General features: G+C 66.6%; 23 protein-coding genes and 1 tRNA gene. 12 read left to right on the top strand and 12 right to left on the bottom strand.

The genetic code is table 11. The annotated features are described in order from the left end of the window. The first annotated feature begins 50 nt into the window (after positions 1-50). Together sugE and ACA097_RS20910 are read left to right on the top strand one after the other, a co-directional pair. The gene (sugE, locus tag ACA097_RS20915) at positions 51-365 is read left to right on the top strand and encodes a quaternary ammonium compound efflux SMR transporter SugE (RefSeq protein WP_043254003.1); all 315 of its coding nucleotides are present in this window, start codon (positions 51-53) and stop codon (positions 363-365) included. Positions 366-524: 159 nt separating this feature from the next. Further along, positions 525-734, top strand: a complete 210-nt coding sequence (locus ACA097_RS20910; RefSeq protein ID WP_043254005.1) for a cold-shock protein — start codon at positions 525-527, stop codon at positions 732-734. Positions 735-782: 48 nt separating this feature from the next. Here ACA097_RS20910 and ACA097_RS20905 read toward each other — a convergent pair whose 3' ends face one another. The 3 genes from ACA097_RS20905 to ACA097_RS20895 all read right to left on the bottom strand — a co-directional run bounded on the left by ACA097_RS20905 (position 783) and on the right by ACA097_RS20895 (position 4,342). Continuing rightward, positions 783-2,657: an MFS transporter gene (locus ACA097_RS20905; protein WP_371365759.1), complete on the bottom strand. Its 1,875-nt coding sequence runs from the start codon at positions 2,655-2,657 to the stop codon at positions 783-785. 243 nt (positions 2,658-2,900) lie between these two features. Beyond that, the gene (locus ACA097_RS20900; RefSeq protein ID WP_371365757.1) at positions 2,901-3,764 is read right to left on the bottom strand and encodes an AraC family transcriptional regulator; all 864 of its coding nucleotides are present in this window, start codon (positions 3,762-3,764) and stop codon (positions 2,901-2,903) included. An 8-nt stretch (positions 3,765-3,772) separates the two neighbouring features. Continuing rightward, on the bottom strand, positions 3,773-4,342 hold the full coding sequence (locus ACA097_RS20895; protein ID WP_043254009.1) for a GNAT family N-acetyltransferase: 570 nt from the start codon (positions 4,340-4,342) through the stop codon (positions 3,773-3,775). A 252-nt stretch (positions 4,343-4,594) separates the two neighbouring features. Here ACA097_RS20895 and ACA097_RS20890 point away from each other — a divergent pair, with 252 nt between their 5' ends. Continuing rightward, positions 4,595-8,074 carry a NahK/ErcS family hybrid sensor histidine kinase/response regulator gene (locus ACA097_RS20890; protein ID WP_371365755.1) on the top strand — a complete coding sequence of 1,160 codons (3,480 nt, stop codon included), beginning with the start codon at positions 4,595-4,597 and terminating at the stop codon, positions 8,072-8,074. An 11-nt stretch (positions 8,075-8,085) separates the two neighbouring features. Here ACA097_RS20890 and ACA097_RS20885 read toward each other — a convergent pair whose 3' ends face one another. After that, positions 8,086-8,544 carry a DMT family transporter gene (locus ACA097_RS20885; protein ID WP_371365753.1) on the bottom strand — a complete coding sequence of 153 codons (459 nt, stop codon included), beginning with the start codon at positions 8,542-8,544 and terminating at the stop codon, positions 8,086-8,088. 82 nt (positions 8,545-8,626) lie between these two features. On the opposite strand from ACA097_RS20885, the gene ACA097_RS20880 reads away from it, so the two are divergent. Next, on the top strand, positions 8,627-9,535 hold the full coding sequence (locus ACA097_RS20880; protein ID WP_371365751.1) for a LysR family transcriptional regulator: 909 nt from the start codon (positions 8,627-8,629) through the stop codon (positions 9,533-9,535). Here ACA097_RS20880 and ACA097_RS20875 read toward each other — a convergent pair. Continuing rightward, positions 9,532-10,230 (bottom strand): MerR family transcriptional regulator, encoded by a 699-nt coding sequence (locus ACA097_RS20875; protein WP_371370550.1) that lies wholly within the window; start codon positions 10,228-10,230, stop codon positions 9,532-9,534. The genes ACA097_RS20880 and ACA097_RS20875 overlap by 4 nt on opposite strands. A 414-nt stretch (positions 10,231-10,644) precedes the next feature. Here ACA097_RS20875 and ACA097_RS20870 point away from each other — a divergent pair, with 414 nt between their 5' ends. The 4 genes from ACA097_RS20870 to ACA097_RS20855 all read left to right on the top strand — a co-directional run bounded on the left by ACA097_RS20870 (position 10,645) and on the right by ACA097_RS20855 (position 15,626). Continuing rightward, on the top strand, positions 10,645-11,523 hold the full coding sequence (locus ACA097_RS20870; RefSeq protein WP_371365749.1) for a M24 family metallopeptidase: 879 nt from the start codon (positions 10,645-10,647) through the stop codon (positions 11,521-11,523). After that, positions 11,520-13,298: an SDR family oxidoreductase gene (locus ACA097_RS20865; RefSeq protein WP_371365747.1), complete on the top strand. Its 1,779-nt coding sequence runs from the start codon at positions 11,520-11,522 to the stop codon at positions 13,296-13,298. Before ACA097_RS20870 ends, ACA097_RS20865 begins: the two co-directional genes overlap by 4 nt. Positions 13,299-13,308: 10 nt before the next feature. Next, on the top strand, positions 13,309-14,196 hold the full coding sequence (locus tag ACA097_RS20860) for a metal-dependent hydrolase (protein ID WP_371365745.1): 888 nt from the start codon (positions 13,309-13,311) through the stop codon (positions 14,194-14,196). 83 nt (positions 14,197-14,279) lie between these two features. Then, positions 14,280-15,626, top strand: coding sequence for an NAD(P)/FAD-dependent oxidoreductase (locus ACA097_RS20855; RefSeq protein ID WP_371365743.1), 1,347 nt, complete (start codon positions 14,280-14,282; stop codon positions 15,624-15,626). Between the two features lie 132 nt (positions 15,627-15,758). On the opposite strand, the gene rmuC is transcribed toward ACA097_RS20855, so the two are convergent. The 4 genes from rmuC to ACA097_RS20835 form a co-directional block, all read right to left on the bottom strand. Next, the gene (rmuC, locus tag ACA097_RS20850) at positions 15,759-17,120 is read right to left on the bottom strand and encodes a DNA recombination protein RmuC (protein ID WP_371370549.1); all 1,362 of its coding nucleotides are present in this window, start codon (positions 17,118-17,120) and stop codon (positions 15,759-15,761) included. A gap of 528 nt (positions 17,121-17,648) precedes the next feature. Beyond that, positions 17,649-17,861 carry a hypothetical protein gene (locus ACA097_RS20845; RefSeq protein ID WP_371365741.1) on the bottom strand — a complete coding sequence of 71 codons (213 nt, stop codon included), beginning with the start codon at positions 17,859-17,861 and terminating at the stop codon, positions 17,649-17,651. A 74-nt stretch (positions 17,862-17,935) separates the two neighbouring features. Beyond that, complete coding sequence (locus ACA097_RS20840) at positions 17,936-18,706, bottom strand: RES family NAD+ phosphorylase (protein WP_371365739.1); 771 nt, start codon at positions 18,704-18,706, stop codon at positions 17,936-17,938. Then, the gene (locus tag ACA097_RS20835) at positions 18,707-19,075 is read right to left on the bottom strand and encodes an XRE family transcriptional regulator (protein ID WP_043254039.1); all 369 of its coding nucleotides are present in this window, start codon (positions 19,073-19,075) and stop codon (positions 18,707-18,709) included. Between the two features lie 218 nt (positions 19,076-19,293). On the opposite strand from ACA097_RS20835, the gene ACA097_RS20830 reads away from it, so the two are divergent. Beyond that, entirely contained in the window at positions 19,294-19,698 is a 405-nt protein-coding gene (locus ACA097_RS20830; RefSeq protein WP_043254042.1) for an RcnB family protein, read from the top strand. Positions 19,699-19,710: 12 nt separating this feature from the next. Here ACA097_RS20830 and ACA097_RS20825 read toward each other — a convergent pair whose 3' ends face one another. Beyond that, the gene (locus ACA097_RS20825; RefSeq protein WP_043254045.1) at positions 19,711-20,133 is read right to left on the bottom strand and encodes a hypothetical protein; all 423 of its coding nucleotides are present in this window, start codon (positions 20,131-20,133) and stop codon (positions 19,711-19,713) included. 127 nt (positions 20,134-20,260) lie between these two features. Between ACA097_RS20825 and ACA097_RS20820 the strand changes: the two genes are divergently transcribed. The 3 genes from ACA097_RS20820 to ACA097_RS20810 all read left to right on the top strand — a co-directional run bounded on the left by ACA097_RS20820 (position 20,261) and on the right by ACA097_RS20810 (position 21,569). Then, positions 20,261-20,731 carry a GreA/GreB family elongation factor gene (locus tag ACA097_RS20820; protein ID WP_160287939.1) on the top strand — a complete coding sequence of 157 codons (471 nt, stop codon included), beginning with the start codon at positions 20,261-20,263 and terminating at the stop codon, positions 20,729-20,731. 69 nt (positions 20,732-20,800) lie between these two features. Further along, positions 20,801-21,142, top strand: coding sequence for a carboxymuconolactone decarboxylase family protein (locus ACA097_RS20815; protein WP_043254049.1), 342 nt, complete (start codon positions 20,801-20,803; stop codon positions 21,140-21,142). A 55-nt stretch (positions 21,143-21,197) separates the two neighbouring features. Continuing rightward, a complete protein-coding gene (locus ACA097_RS20810) occupies positions 21,198-21,569 on the top strand; it encodes a hypothetical protein (RefSeq protein ID WP_371365736.1) in 372 nt (123 codons plus the stop codon). Here ACA097_RS20810 and ACA097_RS20805 read toward each other — a convergent pair. Then, positions 21,557-22,612: a diguanylate cyclase gene (locus ACA097_RS20805; RefSeq protein WP_371365734.1), complete on the bottom strand. Its 1,056-nt coding sequence runs from the start codon at positions 22,610-22,612 to the stop codon at positions 21,557-21,559. The two genes, ACA097_RS20810 and ACA097_RS20805, sit on opposite strands and share 13 nt — an antisense overlap. 145 nt (positions 22,613-22,757) lie before the next feature. After that, a tRNA-Ser gene (locus ACA097_RS20800) sits at positions 22,758-22,847 on the bottom strand. Positions 22,848-22,901: the final 54 nt, after the last annotated feature.

Below are 22,901 nucleotides of genomic sequence, written 5' to 3'. Positions count from 1 at the left end.
GTGTACCAACGGGGACGGCCCTGCCTTTCAATGCTGCCCCGGAGGTTTCCTTGTCCTGGTTCATCCTGTTCGTCGCCGGCCTGTTCGAAGTCGCCTGGGCGGTCGGTCTCAAATACACCGAAGGCTTTACCCGCCTTTGGCCCAGCCTGTTTACCGCGCTGGCCATGCTGACCAGCATCGGCCTGCTTGGCCTGGCCATGAAGAATCTGCCGCTGGGCACCGCCTATGCGATCTGGACCGGCGTAGGCGCCATCGGCACGGTGATCGTCGGCATCCTGCTCTTCGGCGAGTCCATTGCGCTGCTGCGCCTGCTCAGCATCCTGCTGATCCTTTGCGGCCTTGTCGGCCTCAAGCTCAGCCATTGAAATTTCGCTGCGCGCGTACTGTCGCTTTCCCGGAAAACTCCCGGTATGCTGCGGCCACTGTGCTTGCCAGGGTAGTCACGGCGCCCGCCCCCACACCTTGCAACTCAGAACCGGCGCGGCTCGCCGCGCAGCAATCCACAACGTTCAAGGTGTAATTCCATGTCGACTCGTCAAACCGGCACCGTCAAATGGTTCAACGATGCCAAAGGCTTCGGCTTCATCACCCAGGAAAGCGGCGGCGACCTGTTCGTGCACTTCCGCTCCATCCAGGGCACTGGCTTCAAATCGCTGCAGGAAGGCCAGAAGGTCTCCTTCGTAGTCGTTGAAGGCCAGAAAGGCCTGCAGGCTGACGAAGTTCAGGTCATCTGAACCTCGGCTGCTTGAAAAAAGCCCCGGCATTGCCGGGGCTTTTTCGTTTCAGCGGGCATTGCCCCGCAGGTCCGCCACCAGCGCCTGCAAGCGCTCGCGGCCGGCCACCTCGGGCGCCAGCGGCTGCCCGGCGACCAGGCTGACCCGCGACCAGAAGCGACGGAACAAGCCCTTGCCCGGGTCGCGACTGAAGAAGCTGCCCCACAGCCCCTGCAGCGCCATCGGGATCACCGGCACCGGGGTTTCCTCGATGATCCGCTCCACGCCGCCACGGAACTCGTTCATCTCGCCATCGGCTGTCAGCTTGCCTTCGGGGAAGATGCACACCACCTCGCCTTCCTTCAGGTACTCGGCCACCTTGGCGAAGGCCTCCTCGTAGATCCGCTCGTCCTCGTGGCGCGCGGCGATGGGTACGGCGCCGGCGGTGCGGAAAATGAAGTTGAGCACCGGGATCTGGAAGATCTTGTAGTACATGACGAAGCGCACCGGCCGGCGAATCGAACCGGCGATCAGCAGCGCATCGACGAAGGACACGTGGTTGCACACCAGCACCGCCGGGCCCTCGTCGGGGATGGCCTCGAGGTTGCGGTGATCGACGCGGTACATCGAGTGGCTGAGCAGCCAGACCAGGAAGCGCATGGTGAACTCGGGCACGATCTTGAAGATGTACACGTTCACCGCGACGTTCATCAGCGAGAGCACCAGGAACAGCTCCGGGATGCTCAGCCCGGCCACCGACAGCAGCAGGATCGAGACGATGGCCGCGACCACCATGAACAGCGCATTGAGGATGTTGTTTGCGGCGATCACGCGGGCACGCTTGTCTTCCTCGGTGCGCGCCTGGATCAGCGCATAGAGCGGCACGATGTAGAAGCCGCCGAAGATGCCGATGCCGAGGATGTCGAGCAGCACCGCCCAGCTCTGCGGCTGCTCCAGCACGCCCAGCCAGGTATAAGGCGCGTCCGCCGCGGGGAAGCCGCCGCTGTGCCACCACAGGAGGATGCCGAACAGGCTCAGGCCGATGGAGCCGAAGGGCACCAGGCCGATCTCCACCTTTTTCCCGGAGAGCTTCTCGCAAAGCATCGAACCCAGTGCGATGCCCACCGAAAACACCGTGAGAATCAGGGTCACCACGCTCTCGTCGCCGTGCAGCAATTCCTTGGCGTAGGTCGGGATCTGCGTCAGGTAGACCGCGCCGAGGAACCAGAACCAGGAGTTGCCGACCAGCGAGCGCGACACCGCCGGGCGCTGCCCGAGGCCCAGGCGCAGGATGCTCCAGGACTGTTTGAAGATGTTCCAGTCCAGCTGCAGGTTCGGCAGCGCCGCCGCGGCACGCGGGATGCCGCGACTGGCCAGGTAGCCGCAGGTGGCGACCAGCACCACGGCCACCGCCACGCCCGGCGCAAAGCTGCTGCGCGACATCAGCACGCCGGCGCCGATGGTGCCGGCGAGGATGGCGAGGAAGGTGCCCATTTCCACCAGGGCGTTGCCGCCGACCAGTTCGTCCTCGCGCAGGCTCTGCGGCAGGATCGAGTACTTCACCGGACCGAACAGCGCCGAATGGGTGCCCATGGCGAAGAGCGCGACGAACAGCAGCGTCAGGCTGCCGAGCAGGAAGCCCGCCGCGCCGACCAGCATGATGACGATCTCGGCCAGCTTCAGCCCGCGCATCAGCGCGTCCTTGTTGAACTTCTCGCCGAACTGCCCGCCCAGGGCGGAGAACAGGAAGAACGGCAGGATGAACAGCAGCGCGCAGAGGTTCACCAGCAGGTTGCGGTCACCGCCGACGCTCAGGTGGTAGAGGATCGCCAGGATCAGCGACTGCTTGAAGATGTTGTCGTTGAAGGCGCCGAGCAGCTGGGTGATGAAAAACGGCAGGAAACGCCGGGTGCCCAGCAAGGCGAATTGCGAATGTTGGCTCATCGTCCGTGTGTACCTGGTCAGACGACCCTGTAGCGGGCCGGGAGGACGCGAGGCGTCCGTCGGTGATTTGACCGCAACAGCCGGGCCGCAGGCCACATCCAAACGCGAAAAATCCGCTTACATCGCGCGGGTGCCGTTGTTTCTGGGTTCCCGCGTTCGCGGGAATGACGGCGTTGCTTTGTTCGCGGGGTCAAGCCAGATACGTCGTCCCCGCGAACGCGGGGATCCAGACAACCCTGGTCGTTATGAACTCACGACGGACCGCCCGCACGCCAGCCGGTACTCGCCCGGCGCCACGCCATAGGCCTGCTTGAACTGGCGACTAAGGTGGCTCTGGTCGGCGAAGCCCAGCTGCGCGGCCACCATTGCCGGCGCGCCGCCCTGCTTGAGCAGCGCCCTCGCCTGCTCCAGGCGACGCTGCTTGATCCAGGCGTGCGGCGGCAAGCCGGTGGCTTGGCGGAATACGCGGGACAGATGGAAGGGCGAAAGATTGACCGCCGCTGCGAGTTCTTCCAGCGACGGCGGATCGAGCAGGCGTGCGGCTAACAGCTCGCGAGCGCGTGCCACGGCCAGCGGCTCCTGCCCGAACCGACGCGCCTCCGGCACCCGCGCATGACGCTGGAACAGGGCCAGCAATGCCTCGCGCCAGCAGGTCTGGCGCTCCAGGTCGCTGGCCGGCGACTCCAGCAGCCGGTGTACATGGATGAAAGCCCGGCTCAGCTGCGGATCGTGCAGCACGCTGACGTCGAAGGTCGGCAAGCCGCGACCGCCAAGGCTCAGCTCATCGAGCACGCTGCCGACCTGGTCGATCTCCGGGTAGAAGCCGCGGTACTGCCAACCCGCATCGTGGGCCTTGGAGCCGGTGTGCACTTCGTCGGGATTGATCAGCACCAGGCTGCCGCTCGGCGCCAGGTGCTCGGCGCCGCGATGGCGGAAGCGCTGGGCGCCCTGCTCGATCAGCACCAGGGAGAAGCCTTCATGTACGTGCGGAGCGAAGCGTTGCCCGATGTAGCGCGCATGCAGCAGCTCCAAGCCGCCCAGTTCCTGGGCGCGCCAGAAGCGCGTACGTTCGCCCTGGGCGTCGTCCTGCAGCGTGCCTGTGTCCATGCCCCGGCTCAGCCGTTGAAACCGGCTTCCAGCGCGGCCTTGACCTGCGGCCACTCCAGGTCGGTGATGCTGTAGATCACGGAGTCGTCGAGGCGTCCGCCGGCCAGTCGGCGGTGGTTGCGCAGCACGCCCTCGCGGACTGCACCCAGCTTCTCGATGGCGCGCTGCGAGCGCAGGTTGCTGGCGGCGGTCTTCAGTTGCACGCGGACCATTTTCCAGTTGTCGAAGGCCTGGCGCAGCATCAGGTACTTGATGCTGGCGTTGAGCCCGCTGCCGTGTTGCGCAGAGTCGAGCCAGGTGCCGCCGATCTCACAGGCCGGCAGCGCGGGCAGGAAGTCCATGAAGCGGGTGGTGCCGACGATCTGGTTGCCCAGGCGCACCACCAAAGGCAGGGCGCGGCCTTCGCGCTGGTCGGCGATGCTCTGGCGATACCAGTCCGGACGCTGGGGCGCACTCATGAATTGCAGCGCCTCGCGATTGGCTTCGGCCAGGGCCACCAGCTCGGAGACATCGGCCTCGACCATGGGCTCCAGGCGCAGCGCACCGCGCTGCAGGGTTATCGGTGACGGTCTGAACATAGCCCCTCCTCTTGCATCGACTTTCCGCCGGCTCCGCTTCGAGCCCGGCACCAGGCAATAGTGCCACTAGCGTCGCCAGGGTGCGACGGGCGCCCCCGGCGCGGAAGGCGCGCAAAGCTACCAGCGAGCATGGAGCGCGGCAAGCGACCGCTGCGACCTTGGTCGCAGGCTTTCTGACAGCACCCTGCTTTGGTGCGAAACTGCATGCAGCAATTGCGCTCCTGCGGGGGAGCGAGTCATTCCGGAGTTCGCATGTCGTTGTCCAGCGGGCTGATCGCCACGGTCGCCCTTCTCTACATGGCCATCCTCTTCGCCATCGCCTTCTATGGCGACCGCCGCCGCGCGCCGCTGTCGCCGCGCATGCGCGCCTGGGTCTATAGCCTGTCCCTGGCGGTCTACTGCACCAGCTGGACCTTCTTCGGCGCGGTCGGCCAGGCCGCCGGCCAGCTCTGGTCGTTCCTGCCGATCTACATCGGCCCTGTGCTGCTCATGCTCTTCGCGCCCTGGGTGCTGCAGAAGATGATCATGATCAGCAAGCAGGAGAACATCACCTCCATCGCCGACTTCATCGCTGCGCGCTACGGCAAGTCGCAGGCGCTGGCGGTGGTGGTTGCGCTGATCTGCGTGGTCTGCGTGCTGCCCTACATCGCCCTGCAGCTGAAGGGCATCGTGCTCGGCGTGAACCTGCTGATCGGCGCCGGCGCTGATGCCGGCGGCAGCCGCGCGCAGGACACGGCGCTGATCGTGTCGCTGGTACTGGCGCTGTTCACCATCGTCTTCGGCACGCGCAGCCTGGACGTCACCGAACACCACCGCGGCATGGTCCTGGCGATCGCCTTCGAGGCGCTGGTCAAGCTCGCCGCCTTCCTCGCCGTCGGCATCTTCGTCACCTACGGCCTCTACGACGGCTTCGACGACCTGCTTAAAACCGCGCGCGTCGCGCCGCAACTGACCGAGTACTGGCAGGAAACCGTGCATTGGCCGGCCATGCTGCTGCAGACCGGCGTGGCCATGACCGCGATCATGTGCCTGCCCCGGCAGTTCCACGTGCTGGTGGTAGAGAACATCGAGCCGCGCGACCTCGGCCTGGCGCGCTGGGTGTTCCCAGCGTACCTGGTGCTGGCCGCATTGTTCGTGGTCCCCATCGCCCTCGCCGGGCAGATGCACCTGCCGGCCGGGGTCATCCCCGATTCATTCGTGATCAGCCTGCCGCTGGCCGAACAGCACCCGGCGCTGGCTTTGCTCGCCTTCATCGGCGGCGCCTCGGCGGCCACCGGCATGGTCATCGTCGCCAGCGTGGCGCTGTCCACCATGGTCTCCAACGACATGCTGCTGCCCTGGCTGCTGCGCCGTCGCGGCGGCAATGCCGAGCAGCCGTTCGAGGTGTTCCGCCACTGGCTGCTCACCGTGCGCCGGGTCAGCATCGCGCTGATCCTGCTGCTGGCCTACGTCAGCTACCGCCTGCTTGGCTCCACCGCGAGCCTCGCCACCATCGGCCAGATCGCCTTTGCCGCCATCGCCCAACTCGGCCCGGCAATGATCGGCGCGCTGTATTGGAAACAGGCCAACCGCCGCGGCGTGTTCGCCGGCCTGGCCGCCGGTTCCGCGCTCTGGGCCTACACCCTGGTGCTGCCGGTGATCGCCCGCGGCCTGGGCTGGCCGCTGGAGAATTTCCCCGGCCTGGCCTGGCTCGCCGGCCGCCCCTTCGGCGTGAACATCGAGCCGCTGACCCTTGGCGTGCTGCTCTCGCTGATCGGCAACTTCGCCTTGTTCGGGCTGGTTTCGGTGTTCTCCCGCACCCGCGTTTCCGAGCACTGGCAGGCCAGCCGCTTCATCGGCCAGGAGCTCTCGCAGAAGCCCAGCTCGCGCTCGATGCTCGCTGTACAGCTGGAAGACCTGCTGATGCTTGCCGCGCGCTTCGTCGGCGAAGAGCGCGCGCGGCAGAGCTTCATCCGCTTCGCCTACCGCCAGGGCAAGGGCTTCGTGCCGAGCCAGAACGCCAATGAGGAGTGGATCGCCCACACCGAACGCCTGCTTGCCGGCGTGCTCGGTGCCTCTTCCGCGCGCGCGGTGGTGAAAGCCGCCATCGAAGGCCGCGAGATGCAGGTCGAGGACGTGGTGAAGATCGCCGACGAAGCCTCCGAAGTGCTGCAGTTCAACCGCGCGTTGCTGCAGGGCGCCATCGAGAACATCACCCAGGGCATCAGCGTGGTCGACCAGTCGCTGCGCCTGGTGGCCTGGAACCACCGCTACATCGAGCTGTTCGACTACCCAGAAGGCCTGATCTACGTCGGCCGCCCCATCGCAGACATCATCCGCTACAACGCCGAACGCGGTCTTTGCGGTCCCGGAGACCCGGACCTGCATGTGGCCAAGCGCCTGTACTGGATGCGCCAGGGCACGCCGCACACCTCCGAACGACTGTTCCCCAACGGCCGCGTCATCGAGCTGATCGGCAACCCCATGCCCGGCGGCGGCTTCGTCATGAGCTTCACCGACATCACCGCGTTCCGCGACGCCGAGCACGGACTCAAGGAAGCCAACGAAAGCCTGGAGCAACGCGTGCAGGAGCGTACCCACGAGTTGTCGCAGCTGAACCAGGCGCTGACCGAGGCCAAGGGCACCGCCGAGGCGGCCAACCAGTCGAAGACGCGCTTCCTCGCCGCCGTCAGCCACGACCTGATGCAGCCGCTGAACGCCGCCCGGCTGTTCTCAGCCGCACTCGGGCACCAGAACGGACTGTCCAGCGAAGCTACTGAACTGGTGCGCCACCTGGATTCCTCGCTGCGCTCCGCCGAGGACCTGATCACCGACCTGCTGGACATCTCGCGCCTGGAGAGCGGCCGGGTCAGCGCCGAACGCACGGCCTTCCCGCTGAGCGCGCTGCTCGACCCGCTGGACGCGGAGTTCTGCGCACTGGCCCAGGAACAGGGCATCGACTTCCGCCTGCGCGGCAGCAAGCTGCGCGTGGACAGCGACATCAAGCTTCTGCGACGGGTGCTGCAGAACTTCCTGACCAACGCCTTCCGTTACGCCAAGGGCCGCGTGCTGCTGGGCGTACGCCGCGAGGCCGGGCATGTGCGCCTGGAAGTCTGGGATCGCGGACCGGGGATTCCCGAGGACAAGCTCAGCGTGATCTTCGAGGAGTTCAAGCGCCTGGACAGCCACCAGACCCGCGCCGAGAAGGGCCTGGGCCTGGGCCTGGCAATCGCCGACCGGCTGTGCAAGGTGCTCGGCCATCGCCTGGAAGTGCGCTCCTGGCCGGGCAAGGGCAGCGTATTCAGCGTCAGCGTACCGCTGGCCCGGCAACCGGCGCCGGCCGAGTTGAATGGCCACAAGGTCGAGACTCCGGCCGAACTCAACGGCGCCCAGGTGCTCTGCGTGGACAACGAAGACAGCATCCTGGTCGGCATGAGCAGCCTGCTCAGCCGCTGGGGCTGCCGCGTGCTCACCGCCCGCAGCAAGGCCGACTGCGAGCAACTGCTGGCCGGCGATGCGCGCCCCGAGCTGGCCTTGATCGACTACCACCTGGACAACGGCGAGACCGGCGCCGAGCTGATGGCCTGGCTACGCGCGCGGATGGGCGAGCCGGTGCCCGGCGTGGTGATCAGCGCCGACGCCCGCCCCGAGCTGGTGGCGCAGGTGCATGCCCAGGGCCTGGAGTTCCTCGCCAAGCCGGTGAAGCCGGCGGCGCTGCGCGCGCTGTTGAGCCGGCACCTGAGCCTGCAATGAGCAGGCACTGCTCAGGCCAGTCGCCCGCGCCACTGCAGCAGAAGCACGCCGGAGACAATCAGTAGCAGCGCAATCACACCCTCCGCACTGAGCCGGCGCACTGGAAAGCCCAGCCAGCCGTATTGGTCGCACAGCGAGGCGACAAGCACCTGACCGGCGACCACGCAGGCCAGGAAAGTCGCGCCGCCCAGGCGCGGCGCCAGCATGACTGCTACCGTCAGGTAGGCTGCGCCGAACAGCCCGCCGAGCCAGCTCCACCAAGGCGTCGCGGCCAATCCGCCGCTGGCCGGTAGCGGCACGCGCAGCACCAGCAGGGCGAGCACGACCACGCCCAGGCTAACGCTCAGCGAGGCCAGGCTGGCGCTCAGCGGATGCCCCAGTTGACGCCCGAGAAAGGCGTTGCTGCCGGCCTGGAGGGCCACCAGGCCACCCACCGATACGGCCAGGGCAATGAGCAGAAGTTTGGACATGGGAAGAACTCCGTCACTTGTCGATGGGACTATCCTTTGCTATCCAATCAGCGAATTGAAATGCACATTCGGCACGGCACATATGCATGAGATTCATGACCTGCGACGCATCGACCTCAACCTTCTCGTGATCCTCGATGCCCTCCTCGCCGAACGCCACGTATCCCGCGCAGCCGATCGCCTTGCCATGTCGCAGCCGGCGGTGAGTCATGCCCTCGCACGCCTGCGTGAGCTAATGGGCGACCCACTGCTGGTGCGGGTCAGGAACGAGATGCGCCTGACCAGCCTCGCGCTGGAGCTGGCGCCTCGACTCGTCCAGGCACTGGACGGCGTACGAGGGCTGCTAGGCGGACCGGCGTTCGCGGCGGAGTCCAGCCACCGGCACTTTCGCCTGGGCATGTCCGACTACGGCGCCTGGGTGGTTCTGCCACGCCTGCTGCGCGACCTGCGCCAAAGCGCGCCGCATTCGAGCCTGGGCGTCACCCAGGAATCACGCCTGGAAATGGCCCGTCAGGTGGCTGAAGGTGAACTGGATGGCGCCCTGGGCGTTTTTCCGGAGCTGCCTGCTGGCGTGCGCGCCTGGCGGCTGTTCGAGGAACGCTTCGTCTGCGTTTGCCGGCGCGATCTGCTGGACCGGCCCTTGAGTCTGTCGCTGCCCGCCTACCTGGCCGCCGCGCATCTGCGCGTGGCCTTGCAGGATACGCTGGAGGAGGTCGACGGCTGCCTCGGCAAGCTCGGCCTGCAGCGTCGAGTGGCGCTGACCCTGCCTCACTTCACTGTGGCGCCCGCGTTGCTCGAAGGAACAGACCTGGTCCTGACCATCGCCGAGCGCTGCCTGGAACGCCTGGCACTGTCCGACTCGCTGGCGGTGTTCGAACCACCCCTGGCGCTACCGCGCTTCGATTTCGTGCAGATCTGGCGCGAAGACGCCGATCGCGATCCAGCGCGCCTCTGGCTGCGCCAACGCCTGCAGCAGGCCGCGCAGGATTAGCGTGGCTGCTCCAGCTGCCGCAGGATCTCGCCGACGCGCTCGCCGAGCATCTCGTTGGCCGACAGCTTGAGGCCGCGCGCCAGTTCCACCAGCACCACCTGCTCGGCCAGCGGGCGCAAGCGCATGAACACCTCCGCCAGTTGCCCGAGGTCGGCCGCTCCGGGCAGCAGGTCGGCGCCCTTCTTGTCCACCAAATGGGTCACCACCAGGCGCACGATGCCGGCGGCCAGGTGCTCGGTGTCGCTGCGCAGCACCGCCAGATGCTCCAGCAGCGCCGCCAGGGGGATACCCGAGCGGTACAGCTCGACGCCAGCATTGAACAGGCGCGGGCTGGGCACGTTGATCCGCTCGCCATCGAACTGCAGCAGGCCCTGGGCCAATGCGCGTTCGATCACTTCGTCGTTCAGCTCGTCACCGAAGATCGCCTGCAGCTCGTCGAAACCGATCACCGCCGGCGCTTCCTGGTTCCAGGCACCGAGGATCGCCTCGTCCAGGCCGAGCACATGGTCGAGGTCCTGGCCGCGCTCCCAGCTTTCCAGCAGCTCCTTGATGTTCGACAGGCCGTAACCGCGCTCCAGCAAGCTGCCGATCAGGCGCAGGCGGCGCAGGTGGCTGGCGAAGTAGACGCCGCTACGTCCACGTCTCTCCGGCGGCGGCAGCAGGCCGCGGTCCTGGTAGGCGCGGACATTGCGCACGGTGCTGCCGGCTTCGCGGGCCAGTTCGTCGACGCTGAATTCGCGCTCGTCATCCAGCGCCCGCGGGCTGTCGTCGGGACGTTGGAGCAGGCGCTGCAGGAGGCTCAGGGGTGTGCTCATGGGCGCGATCATAGCGACGGCATCGCGAGCGCTACAACCGGAACGGGTTAATCCCAAAGCGCGGATCACAAAACCGTCCAGAGCCCAACCAAAGGCGGGATTTGGCCCCGCCGCCCCAACCCTCTCTTCCGCTCAACCCGCGCGGTTCCTGGCCTGTAGACGAATGACCGGGACGGTAACACCGCCCCCGGGCATGGCGCGCGCGAGGCGGATGGGTCAGCATCGAACCATGACATCGACCAATGTCACGATCACTTCCGCAGACCCATAACAACAACCGGCCTGGAGAGAGTCATGTCCCACGGCGCTTGGCTGCCCACCCCCGAAGACCTGGCGCGCTTCCGCGACGTCCAGCAGCTCGCCTACCGTTGCTGCGAAACCATCGCCGGCGAGTTGCGCCCCGGCATCAGCGAGCGCGAAACCGCCGCATTGATGAAGACCTGGCTGCAGGATCACGGCGTGCGCGAGTGGTTCCACCAACCCTTCGCCTGGTTCGGCAATCGCACGGCCTTCAAGGGCTTCGACGGCCTGCGCCACCTGGGCGGCTTCAACCTGGCCTTCTACCCCGGACGCACGCGCCTGGAAGAAGGCATGCCGTTCATCCTCGACTGCGCGCCCACCCTCGGCGCCTACACCGCCGACGTCGGCTACTCCGGCGCGTTGGGCAGCAACCTGCTAGTCGACCGGTTGATGGACGACCTGCTTCCGCACCGCGAACTCATCCTCGACCTGATCCGCCAGCGCCAGCCGATGGCCGAGGTCAGCCGCGCGGTAGACCGCCTGTGCCAGCGCCAGGGCACGCTGCCGCGACACAAGGCCTACCCGTTCGAAGTCCTGGCGCACCGCGTGGAGAAGCTCGGCGAGCGCAAGAGCGGCCCGTCCATCGCCCGCTTCGGCGTGCGCAACCTCTACACCCTGACGCGCAACGCGCTGCTCACCGGGCGCCGCGAGGGCTGGTCGCCACTGTGGTCGAGCAACGCCCGCTCGGGACACGCGCCCACGCCCGGCCTGTGGGCGGTGGAGCCGCACCTCGGCCTGCGCGGCGTGGGAGTGAAATACGAAGAACTGCTGGTCATTACCAAAGACGATGCCTTCTGGCTGGACGACGACCTGCCCCACGTACGCCGCTGGCGCGAACGCGGCCTGCTGGCCCCGCGCAAGGAGGCCGCATGAACGCCATGCTGGAGCAGCGCCCCGGCCTGCCGCCGGCCGAACGCCTGACGGTGCAGTCCGGCGACGTGCGCCTGGCCGTCTACCGCTGGGGCGACGCGAGCAAACCGATGCTGCTGTTCGTCCACGGCTACCCGGACAACCATGAAGTCTGGCTGCCACTGATCGAACGCCTGGTTGGTCGCTATCAAGTCGTGGCCTACGACGTGCGCGGCGCCGGCGCATCGGACAAGCCGGGCAAGACCCGCGACTACCGCCTGGAACTGCTCAGCCAGGACCTCAAGGCCGTGCTGGATGCGGTAAGCCCCGAACGCCCGGTGCACCTGGTCGCCCACGACTGGGGCTCGATCCAGACCTGGGAAAGCGTCACCGACCCGGCGCTGCGCGAGCGCATCGCTTCCTACACCAGTGTCTCCGGACCCTGCCTCGACCACGTCGGCTTCTGGATGCGCGACCGCCTGCGGCAGAAGAGCCCGCGCGCACTGCTGCAACTGGTCAGCCAGCTCGTGCACTCCTGGTACATCTACTACTTCCACCTGCCGCTGCTGCCGGCGCTGTCCTGGCGCCTGGGCGCGGCGCGCCTGTGGCCGCAATACCTGCGCAAGGTCGAAGGCGTGCGCAATCCGGCGATCAACCCGCACCAGGCCAGCGACGGCGTGCACGGGGTGAAGCTGTACCGGGCCAACTTCATCACCTCGATCTTCAAGCCGCGCAAGCGCCACACCGAAGTCCCCGTACAACTGATAGTGCCGACCCGCGACCGCTACGTCGGCCAGCAGCTGTTCCAGCAACTCTCGCTGTGGGCGCCGCGGCTGTGGCGGCGCGATGTGTCCGCCGGGCACTGGACGCTACTTGCCGAAGCCGATCGCCTGGCCGGCTGGATCGACGAATTCGCCAGCCACATCGAGGGCGGCGAAGCCAGCCAGGCACTGCAACGCGCCGCACTGAAGCCGGGTTCTGGGCCCTTCGCCGGCAAGCTGGTGGTAGTCACCGGCGCCGGCGGCGGCATCGGTCGCTCGACCCTGCTCAGCTTCGCCGAGCGCGGCGCCAGCGTGCTCGCCGCGGACATCGACCCGGCCGCCGCCGAACGCAGTGCCGAACTGGCCCGTGCTATGGGCACGAGCGCCTTCAGCTATTGCGTGGATGTCGGCGACAGCGCCGCCATGGAGCGCTTCGCCCAATGGGTGAAGAGCAGCCTGGGCGTGCCCGACGTGGTGGTCAGCAACGCCGGCATCGGCATGGCCGGCGCCATGCTCGACACCACCCCGGCGGACTGGGAGCGTCTGCTGCGGGTTAACCTGTGGAGCGTGATCGACGGCTGCCGCCTGTTCGGCCGGCAGATGGTCGAGGCCGGCAAACCCGGGCACCTGGTCAACGTCGCCTCCGGCGTGGCCTTTGCCCCATCGCGCAACTACCCGGCCTACGCCACCAGCAAGGCCGCGGTGCTGATGCTCAGCGAATGCCTGCGCGCCGAACTGGCCGGCAAGGGCATCGGCGTCAGCGCCGCCTGCCCCGGTTTCGTCGACACCGGCATCGTCCAGGCCACCCGCTTCGCCGGCCTCTCCGACGAGCAGCAGGCCAAGCGCCGCGCCAAGGTGCAGCGCTTCTACCGCCGCCGCCGACTGAGCCCCGACACGGTGGGCGAGAAGATCGTCCAGGCCGTGCAACGCAACAAGCCGGTGGTCGCCGCCGGCAGCGAGGTGCACATGGCGCACTGGCAATGGCGCCTGCTGCCCGGCCTGTCGCGTCTGTTCGCCCGTTTCAACCTGACTTCCTGAGGTTCGCGCCATGATCGACCATCATCACCGCCTGGTGCAGCGCAAGGTCCAGTTCGACTACAGCGACTCGCCGCTGCACTGGATCCCCGGCGAGGCCGAGGCCTCCCACGTGATCAACGTCATCCACATGATGCTGCCGGCCGGCGAGCTGTGGTTCTGCCGCCTGTACAACAAGGCCCTGCCCTTCGTGAAGGACGCCCGCCTGCGCGACGACGTGCAGGGCTTCATCCGCCAGGAGGCGATGCACTCGCGCGCGCACTCCGGTGCGCTGGAGCGCTACCTGTCGGTGCATAACATCGACTCGTCGAAGTACCTGAAGGTGATGGACTACCTGTTCGAACAGATGCTTAGCGACACTCCCTTCGGCTACCAGCTGTTCAATCGCCGGCCCTGGCTGCAGCGCTGGTGGATCGGCCAGCGCTGCGCGATAGTCGCGGCCGTCGAGCACTTCACCTGCGTGCTCGGCAAGTGGATTCTCGAGGCCGATGCGCTGGACCGCGCCAAGGCCGACCCGGTGCTGCTCGACCTGTTCCGCTGGCACGGCGCCGAGGAAGTGGAGCACCGCAACGTCGCCCACGACCTGCACGTGCACCTGGGCGGCAGCTTCATCAGCCGCCAGCTGTGGATGTTCGTGGTCTGGCCGCTGATCGTCTGGCTGTTCGCCTTCGGCACTCGCACCATCGCTCGCCAGGACCCGAGCCTGACCAAGCCGCGCGGCTTCTTCGCCATCTGGCGCGACAGCGCGAAGCGCGGCCTGCTGCCAAGGATCTCCTCGGTGGCGACCAGCTTCCTGCGCTACTTCAAGCCCTGGTACCACCCGGACCACGAGGCCAACACCCAGGAAGCGCTGGACTACCTCGCCCGCTCGCCGGCCGCCAGCCGCGCCGCGCGCGCCTGAGTCCCCGCGGACCCGCGCCCATGGATGGGCGCGGCTCGCCACCGGCATACTCGGCCCTCCATTGAGTACGACAGGGAACGCCGATGCCGACCGGAACCTATCCACTGCACCCCGCCCTCGCCAGCGCTGACGCGCGCCTGCCCGAGGAAGTCGACCTGGTCATTGCCGGCAGCGGCATCATGGGCTGCGCCACCGCGTGGGAACTGGCCGAACGTGGCCTGCGCGTGCTGGTCTGCGACAAGGCCGGCCTCGCCAGCCAGCAGTCCACCCGCGCCTGGGGCTTCGTCCGCCAGCAGGCCCGTGATCCCGCCGAAGTGCCGTTGATGATGGCGGCCATCCCGCTCTGGGAGCGCCTCGAAAGCGAACTGCAAATGCCACTGGAGTGGCGCCAGGGCGGTTGCCTGTACCTAGCCGAAAACGCCGAGCAGCGCACCCGCCATGAGGAGTGGCTGAAGGTCGCCGCACAATTCGGACTCGGCACCCGCGTGATCTCGCCCGCCGAAGTGAAGGCGCTGATGCCGGGCCTTTCCGACACGGGCCTTGGCGCCCTGTACACCGCCAACGACGGGCAGGCCGAACCACGCCGAGTCGCACCTGCATATGCCTTGCGCGCCCGTGAGCGCGGCGCCGTGTTCGTCGAAGGCTGTGGCGTGAGCGGCATCGATCTCGCCGCCGGACGCATCTGCGGCGTGCAGACCGAACGCGGTTACGTGAAGACGAAGCATCTGCTGGTCGCCGCCGGCGCCAGCAGCTGGCGCCTGCTGCAGAGCATCGGCCTGGAACTGCCGCAGCAAGCCGTGCGCTGCACGGTATCGCGCACCAGCCCCGGCCCGCATATCGGCGCGCAGAGCTTTATCGGTCACGGTATCGGAATCCGCCAGCGCGCCGACGGCAGCTTCAACCTGGCCGACGAAACCCAGGCCGATATCGACCTCAGCCTCGACTACCTGCGTGCGGCAAAGTGGTACCTGCCGCACCTGCCGGACAACCGCGCAAGCTTCGCCTTCAAGCTCAACGGCAAGCTGCTCCAGGACCTGCGCCAACGCCTGCCGGGCTCGGAGAGACAGCGCAATGGCCCGGTGATCGGCGAGCGCGACCCGCAGGTAGCGGTCAACCAGCGTCGCGTGCTGGATGCGCAGAGCAACCTGGCGAAGGCCTTCCCAGCACTGCGTGATGTGAAAGTGGTGGAGAGCTGGGCCGGGATGATCGACGTGCTGCCCGACGGCATCCCGGTGCTGGACGCCCCGAGCGAAGTGCCGGGCCTGCTGGTGGCCACCGGCTTCTGCGGCCACGGATTCGCCATGGGGCCGATCGTCGGCCAACTGATGCGCCAGTGGCTGCTCGACGGCCAGCCAGGCCTGGACCTGCACGCCTTCCGCCTGCGGCGCTTCGCCGATGGCACCGCCGGAAAGCCGTATTCGCTGTTCTAGCGATCCTGTAGGAGCGGATCTCATCCGCGAATGGCGCCGAAACCTGTAGGAGCGGCCCATGGCCGCGAATCGCGGACAAGGTCCGCTCCTACCAAGAGCAGGCACCGCGCATACCGACCGGTATACGCCGGATTACTCGCCTTCAAGCACCTGCGGCTCGTCGCCCAGCGCCCGCTCCAGCCAGTCGCCCGGCAGGCTCTTGCTGGCCCGCGCGCCGAGCAGCTTGACCTGCTCCGCACGGCTGATCAGGTTGCCACGCCCTTCGCAGAGCTTGTTGCGGGCCGAGGCGTAGGCCTTGTCCAGCTGCTGCAGGCGCGAGCCCACTTCATCCAGGTCCTGCACGAAAAGCACGAACTTGTCGTACAGCGCGCCGGCGCGCTCGGCAATCTCGCGGGCGTTCTGCGTCTGCCGCTCCTGGCGCCACAGGCTGTCGATCACCCGCAGCGTGGCTAGCAGGGTGGTCGGGCTGACGATCACGATGTTGCGCTCGAACGCCTCCTGGAACAGGTTCGGTTCGGCTTGCAGGGCGGCGGAAAATGCAGCTTCCACCGGCATGAAGAGCAGCACGAAGTCCAGGCTGTGCAGGCCTTCCAGGCGCCGGTAATCCTTGCCGGAAAGGCCCTTCACATGGTTGCGCAGCGACTGCACGTGCTGCTTCAGCGCTTGCAGGCGGATTTCCTCGTCGTCACTGGCGACGAACTGCTGGTAGGCGGTCAGGCTGACCTTGGCATCCACCACCACCTGCTTGTCGCCAGGCAGGCGGATCAACACGTCGGGCTGGAAGCGCTCGCCGTCGGCGGCGCGCAGGCTGACCTGGGTCTCATACTCGCGGCCCTTCTCCAGCCCGGCATGCTCCAGCACCCGCTCCAGCACCAGCTCGCCCCAGTTGCCCTGGGTCTTCTGGCCCTTGAGCGCACGGGTCAGGTTGGTCGCCTCTTCGCCCAGGCGCAGGTTGAGCTGCTGCAGGCGCTCCAGTTCCTTGCCCAGCGAGAAGCGCTCGCGCGCCTCCTGTTGATAGCTTTCCTCGACACGCTTCTCGAAGGCCTGGATGCGCTCCTTCAGCGGATCGAGCAATTGCCCCAGGCGCTGCTGACTGTTCTCGGCGAAACGCTGCTCGCGCTCCTCGAAGATCTTCCCGGCCAGCTCGGCGAACTGCGCGCGCAACTCATCACGAGCCGACTGCAGATCGCCCAGGCGCTGCTGATGGCCTTCCTGCTGCTCGCGCAACTCGGCCGCCAGGGACGCGCGTTCGGCGGCCAGACGGCGCAGCTCCTCTTCCTTGCCCTCGCGCTCGCTCTGCCAGGCGCGCTCCGCCTGCACCTGGCGCTCGCGTTCGGTACGGCGCAGCTCGACTTCTCGACGCAGCGCCGCCGCCTCCGCCAACAGCTCGCCATTGCGGCCGTTGAGGGTCTGGACGGCATCGCGCTCGGCTTCCAACTGCGCACCGAGGCCGTCCTGTGCCAATTGCGCGGTAGCCAGGCGCTCGCCTATCAGGGCCAGCTCGCCCTCGCGCTCGGCCAGCCGCTCGCGCAGGCGCCAGGCGAGCCCGGCCAGCGGCAGCATCCCGGCGAGCAATCCGATCAGCAGGTTGGGCAGGTCAATGGGCATTCGCAGGCTCCGGAACAGACGGCGGGAAGGAAAGTTGCGCGCCATGGTAGCAGCGATGAGCGACGAAAAAGTCCCTGGCAACGGCCTGGAAAGGCTTGACAAAGGTGGCCGGAAGCAAGCGCTTGGGACAATCCACAGAAGCTGTGGATAACTTCGTGGATAAGATGATGAAAACGTCTTATACGCCTTGCCCTGCGGGGCCGCGGCTTAGATTGTCGATTTTTTCACCAACAGAAAAACAATAATATTTTCAATAACTTATGAATGTAAAGTGAAAAATCAAAGGCTTGCGGAAGATTTTCTCAAAGGCTTGACAGGGCGCACGCGCGATGTGCACAAGTCTGCGGCACACGGCCGCAGACCGCCTCAATTCAGGGCGGCAAAGCGGCATACCAGGGGCTTTTCCGGGGCGTTTCAGACGTACTGGCGAGAGCCTCGGCGGCGCTCGACGACAGGCGTCGACGGCGGTTTGTGCCAGGGTGGTGCAACATCGCAGAGCGACAGGCGAACGCGCTCGAACATGCGCTGCGCGGCAAGCTTGTTCGAGTACTGGAAGAAGAACTGCTGATTCAGGTAGACGCGCCATTGCTGACGGTCATGGGGATGGGCTTCCAGGCGGACATCCATGGCGGCGCTCCTTGCTGGCCAGCCCCATAAGCTAAACCCTTCAGACCGATCCGACAGCAAAGGACGACAAACGGTCAGGCCGGGTACGGCAGTCGTCCATCCACCAGGAATGTCTCGCGCGGGAACAACCGCGGCGCATCCGGCACCTGCGCCTGCTTATAGGCCACATAGTCGCCCGTGGTTTCGCACAGCCAGGGCTGCAAGTTGCGCGGGCGCCGATCGACGAAGGCCGACGGCGCGAACAGCGCCGCATTGAGTCCACCCAGCGGACAACGCGCCGAACGATACTCGAACGCCTCGACCCCGGCACCGCGCATCGCACTGCCCAGGCCCTGGGTCAGCCCGTAGTCCTGCCGATCTTCCAGCTTCGCAGCATGTTCGGCGAAGGGCGCCTGTTGCAGGCGCACACCCCGCTGCACCTGGAAACGCGCCTCGAAGGACGCATGTTCGGAAAGAATGCGTCCGCTGGGCGGCGGGCTGCTCATGCCCTCCCACAGCACGAAGCGGTAATAGGCGCCTTCGGCCATCGCGGTTTCCAGGCGCAGGGCGGCGTAGAACAGGCTCGGCTCGTGGCGCCGACCGAAGCGTGAACCCCAGCGCAGCGGCGGATAGCGGAACGGTGTCTTGAGCAGGTAATGCAGATCGGTGGCCGTCTGCGGTAGGCGTGGCTTGCTGGTTTCGATCAGTTCCTCGAGCAGCGCCTGCTCCTCGAGGGTATCCACCAATTGCAGGGTCGCGACCTGCTCCTGGCTTTCCACCAGGCGCACCAGCTTGCCGCGCAGCGGCGTGATCGTCTGCTCGCCCTGGCAACGCCGCCAGAGCTCGGCGCCCGCGTCGGAAGCCATTCAGACTTTGCCCCGAATGGCGTCGAGGTATTCCACCACCTGTACCAGGCCCTGCACCTGTTCCATGAGCTGCAGCGGCACGCCGCCCAGGTGATGGTTGTCGGTGCGCAGGAAGTGGCGCATGTCCTCAAGGTTGCCGCCGAACAAGGCAAACAGCGCGCGATAGATACGCACCAGCAGCAGCGCCAACTCGCCGGTCTTGCTGTTGACTCGCAGGCCAGCGCCCTTCCAGCGGCTCACCGCGCTGCGGTCCACACCGACGATATCGGCCAGCTCCTGCTGGGTCATGCCCAGTTGCTCGCGGGCAGCCAGAACGGCCTTGGCAAGAACGATGTCGGGCGACGGACTGTCCTGGATCAGGGCACTCATGGCGCGCGCCTCCTTGGTGAAATTTCATCATTTATATCACACAAAGTGATATTTCCACAGAACGTGAAATGAGCCGAAGCCTGCGTCTTTACCCGACCTTTACCACTGCTTGGCGTTTCTTGACGGGCCTGCGCAGTCAGAGTTTGCAACCGCGCGGCAATCGCTCGACGCGGACGCGACCCGATGAACGCGCCGGACCGGCGCTCCAGGAGCCCAACATGAAAAAGACTCTCGCCCTGCTCTGTGCCGCCCTTGCCCTGGCCGGCCCGCTGAGCAGCTTCGCCCAACCGGGCCCGGATCGAGGCCCCGACCATCGCCCGCCGGGCTACGGTCAACCGCCGAAGCCGGGCCATGACCACGGCCGCTCCGGCCATGCGGACCCGCGCTACTACCGCGATCCGCATTACCAGCCGCGCCCCGGCATGCCGGTGCCGCATCGGGAGTGGCGCAGGGGGTGGGTGGTGCAGCCGGTCTACCGTAGCGACCGCTACTGGGTCACCGACTGGCACGCGCGCCATCTGTATGCACCGCCGCGCGATCATCGCTGGCTGTACGTCAACGGCGACTACGTGCTGATCGCGATCGCCACCGGCGCGGTGGTCAGCGTACTCGCCGGCTATTGATGCCGGCTCGGCTCAGGCGGTGGCGCTCAGCAGCGAGCCGGCGCCGCCGCCACCTTTCTGAAGCGCCTGGACGAGCGCTGCGGCGGTCGTCTGCAGCGCTGCGCTGGTACTGGCGATGCGGCTCTGAATCGCCATCAACGCGGCGGTGCGCTCGGCATCGGACGAATAGTGTCGCGCCTGGGCGGCGGACAGTTCTTGCTGCTCCTGCTGGAGCTGCTTCTGCAGTTCCTTGAGGCGCTTCTGCAGTTGCTGCACGGTAGTGGACGAGCCGCCCGCCGAGGCACTGCCGCTTGCGGCGGAAGAGCGGCCAGTAGGCACGGCCTGGCGCGTCGTAGTCTCGTCCTTGGCGGTGTCAGCCATTCCCGCGCCATTACCTGACGAGGCGTTGGTGGAGACCGAGATCACATAGTTCGAGCTAGATGGAGACACAATCATGTCCGGGTTCCTTTTCCGGGTATGCAGCCTGCTATCGACCGGCACGGGGAAATCTTGAGATGCGGATTCGCCCGCGCCGGCGAAAGCCACTACGATAGGCGCCCTTTCCGCCCCGCTCGCCGCCGCCATGGACAAGAAACGCGTCTACCAGTTGATCCTCGACCGCCTCGAAGCCGACCTGGACATCGCCGTGGGCGCCGCCCGCACGGCCCACGAGGCCGCCACTCACGAGGAAAACGTCGCCGAAAACAAGTACGACACGCTCGGCCTGGAGGCCGCCTACCTGGCCGCCGGGCAATCGCGCCGTGTCGAGGAGATCCGCCAGGCCCTGGCGCGCTTCCAGAACCTGGTACTGCGCGACTTCGACCCGGACCAGGGCGTGCAGACCAGCGCGCTGGTGCAGCTGGCAGATCAGGACGACCGCCATATGTGGCTGTTCCTCGGCCCGGACGCCGCCGGTCTGAAGGTGGCGCTGGATGGCCAGGAGATCCTCGTCATCAGCCCGCGCTCGCCACTGGGTGGCGCCCTGCTCAATCACCAGCCGGGCGACGAGTTGCAGGTGGGCAAGCAGGTCTACGAAATCCTCGACGCCAGCTGACCTGGCCGGCGCACCCATCGACGCCGGACTACGCTGCATGCTCCGATCCCGAAGAAAGGAGCTGCCGCCATGCTGTTCAACTGGTCCGAATACGTTCCCGCGGTGAAGAAAGCCTTCGGCGCCCTGGGCAAGAAGCATCCAAAAATGATCGCCGCCTACCAGGCGCTGGATGCCGCCGCGGCGGACGGCGATGCGCTGGACGCCAAGACCCGCGAACTCATCTCCCTGGCCGTGGCCATCACCACTCGCTGCGACGGTTGCATCGGGGTGCATGCAGAGGCTGCACGCAAGGCCGGCGCGAGCGAAGCGGAAGTGGCGCAGGCACTTGCCACGGCCATCGCCATGAACGCGGGCGCGGCCTATGTCTACTCGCTGCGCGCCCTGGAGGCGTACGAATCTTCCGCCGGTTGATGCCGTCGGCGGAAATGCGCTATCAGTGGCGGCTTACCCTCTGACGTGAGCCGCCATGTCCACACCTGGATTCAGCACCTGGAAACTGGCCCTCGGCATTGCCGCCGGCATCTGGCTCGGCTTCGCTGCCGTAGCCCTCAGTTGCGCTCTGCTCTATCGCTACCTGCCCCAGGCTCCGGCCGAAGTTGCGAAGCGCCTGCTGCCAGCGCCAGCACCCGCGCGCCCCACCGCCGAAGACGCCAACGCGGCCATGTTCCAGCAATACCTGGACACCCAGCGCAAGCTGCAGGGTGAGCAGAATCAGAAGGTCGAGCAGAGCGAGCGGGACAAACGCTTCAACAGCGCGCCCTGCCAGTTCTGGCGTCAGCAGTACCAGGCCGACCCCAGCGACAAGAACCGCTTGAAGATGGACGGCTACTGCGGCTGAGCCATGGGCTTGCCGAGCACCACCTGATCGCGCCCCTGGTTCTTCGCCTGGTACAAGGCGCGGTCGGCCTCGTTGAGCCAGGCGCAGGCATCCACCTGGTAGGGGCTGTAGGAGGCGACGCCGATACTCAGGCTCACCATCAGGTCCGGATGCAGTTCGAAACGCACCTTGGCGAAGTTCTGCCGCAGGCGCTGCATCACTTCCACCGCCAGGGACTGCGTGGTGCCAGGGAGGATTACGCAGAACTCGTCGCCGCCGTAGCGGCCGGGCGTGTCCGTATCGCGCAGCGTATGGGTCAGGACGCGGCTGAGCTCGGCGATAACCATGTCACCCAGCACGTGCCCGTAGGTGTCGTTGACGTTCTTGAAGCGGTCGATGTCGATGAGTGCGATGCTGGAGCGGGTGTGCTGCTGGCGGCAGCGCTGGAACTCGCTTTCCAGCTGGTCCATCCAGCTGCCGTGGTTGAGCAGCCCGGTCAGGCTGTCGGTGCGACTCACCGCGCGCAAGGCCTTCTTGTGATCGGAGAGACGCTTGGCCAGGCTGAAACTGACCCCGCCGACCGCCAGCGGATAGATCACCAGCATTGGCAGGCAGGCGTACACCTGCAGCGGAGTCGCCACGGAGATGAAGGTGAAGCCGAAGAGCGCCACGGCGAGCGACAGGCCGAGCAGTTGCGCCAGGCTGCCGAGCAGGAAGAAGCGCAGTCCGCCGGCAGCGATGTTGTCCATCGCCATCATCGACAGGATGGTCACGCTAGGCAGCGGATTGAGCTGCATGGCGCCGGCCCAGAAGCCGCCGAACAGCGAGTCCAGCAAGAGGTTGCGGCGCTCGGCCTGGTACGGTTGCCGAGAATGGCGCGCCAACTGATAGGCCAGATGCGGCCAGAGAAATCCGTTGAAAACCAGCAGCCCCCAGCCCCACAGGGGCATCCCCAGCGGCTGTAGCGCAGCGGCCACACAGAAGAAGCCGATACCCAGCCCAACGGTGCGCGGCGGGTAGATGCGCCGAGCGAATGACAATCCCTTTCCGACTGCTGATCCCATTTCCGGCCTTGATCTGGAGTTCACACCGGGAACGCTAGCAGATCGCCATTACCACGCCTACCTGCTGGCATTCCCTAGAGACTCCCCCCAGAAAAGACAAAACCCCTGAAACGCTAGGCATTTCAGGGGTTCTGGCCATATGTAATGGCGGAGAGATAGGGATTTGAACCCTAGGAGCCATTGCTGACTCAACGGATTTCGAATCCGTCCCGTTCGACCACTCCGGCATCTCTCCGTGCGGCGCGCATGATACCAGCTTGATTGCAGAACGCGAAGCTTTCTTTTGGAA

The sequence above is a fragment of the Pseudomonas sp. QL9 genome (assembly GCF_041409665.1).
GTDB classification, from domain to species: Bacteria; Pseudomonadota; Gammaproteobacteria; order Pseudomonadales; family Pseudomonadaceae; genus Pseudomonas; species Pseudomonas knackmussii.
Note: the sequence above shows the minus strand (reverse complement) of the source record. Positions and strands in the feature narration are given on the sequence as shown.

Excerpts from the sequence above, each read along its gene's own strand:
- ACA097_RS20810 (WP_371365736.1), top strand. The coding sequence starts at position 21,198 with ATGTCCACACCTGGATTCAGCACCTGGAAACTGGCCCTCGGCATTGCC.
- ACA097_RS20805 (WP_371365734.1), bottom strand. The coding sequence starts at position 22,612 with ATGGGATCAGCAGTCGGAAAGGGATTGTCATTCGCTCGGCGCATCTAC.
- ACA097_RS20830 (WP_043254042.1), top strand. The coding sequence starts at position 19,294 with ATGAAAAAGACTCTCGCCCTGCTCTGTGCCGCCCTTGCCCTGGCCGGC.
- ACA097_RS20865 (WP_371365747.1), top strand. The coding sequence starts at position 11,520 with ATGAACGCCATGCTGGAGCAGCGCCCCGGCCTGCCGCCGGCCGAACGC.
- ACA097_RS20870 (WP_371365749.1), top strand. The coding sequence starts at position 10,645 with ATGTCCCACGGCGCTTGGCTGCCCACCCCCGAAGACCTGGCGCGCTTC.
- ACA097_RS20890 (WP_371365755.1), top strand. The coding sequence starts at position 4,595 with ATGTCGTTGTCCAGCGGGCTGATCGCCACGGTCGCCCTTCTCTACATG.
- ACA097_RS20885 (WP_371365753.1), bottom strand. The coding sequence starts at position 8,544 with ATGTCCAAACTTCTGCTCATTGCCCTGGCCGTATCGGTGGGTGGCCTG.
- ACA097_RS20825 (WP_043254045.1), bottom strand. The coding sequence starts at position 20,133 with ATGATTGTGTCTCCATCTAGCTCGAACTATGTGATCTCGGTCTCCACC.
- ACA097_RS20820 (WP_160287939.1), top strand. The coding sequence starts at position 20,261 with ATGGACAAGAAACGCGTCTACCAGTTGATCCTCGACCGCCTCGAAGCC.
- ACA097_RS20845 (WP_371365741.1), bottom strand. The coding sequence starts at position 17,861 with ATGGATGTCCGCCTGGAAGCCCATCCCCATGACCGTCAGCAATGGCGC.
- ACA097_RS20905 (WP_371365759.1), bottom strand. The coding sequence starts at position 2,657 with ATGAGCCAACATTCGCAATTCGCCTTGCTGGGCACCCGGCGTTTCCTG.
- ACA097_RS20895 (WP_043254009.1), bottom strand. The coding sequence starts at position 4,342 with ATGTTCAGACCGTCACCGATAACCCTGCAGCGCGGTGCGCTGCGCCTG.
- ACA097_RS20855 (WP_371365743.1), top strand. The coding sequence starts at position 14,280 with ATGCCGACCGGAACCTATCCACTGCACCCCGCCCTCGCCAGCGCTGAC.
- ACA097_RS20840 (WP_371365739.1), bottom strand. The coding sequence starts at position 18,706 with ATGGCTTCCGACGCGGGCGCCGAGCTCTGGCGGCGTTGCCAGGGCGAG.
- ACA097_RS20900 (WP_371365757.1), bottom strand. The coding sequence starts at position 3,764 with ATGGACACAGGCACGCTGCAGGACGACGCCCAGGGCGAACGTACGCGC.
- ACA097_RS20910 (WP_043254005.1), top strand. The coding sequence starts at position 525 with ATGTCGACTCGTCAAACCGGCACCGTCAAATGGTTCAACGATGCCAAA.
- ACA097_RS20880 (WP_371365751.1), top strand. The coding sequence starts at position 8,627 with ATGCATGAGATTCATGACCTGCGACGCATCGACCTCAACCTTCTCGTG.
- ACA097_RS20860 (WP_371365745.1), top strand. The coding sequence starts at position 13,309 with ATGATCGACCATCATCACCGCCTGGTGCAGCGCAAGGTCCAGTTCGAC.
- ACA097_RS20815 (WP_043254049.1), top strand. The coding sequence starts at position 20,801 with ATGCTGTTCAACTGGTCCGAATACGTTCCCGCGGTGAAGAAAGCCTTC.
- ACA097_RS20835 (WP_043254039.1), bottom strand. The coding sequence starts at position 19,075 with ATGAGTGCCCTGATCCAGGACAGTCCGTCGCCCGACATCGTTCTTGCC.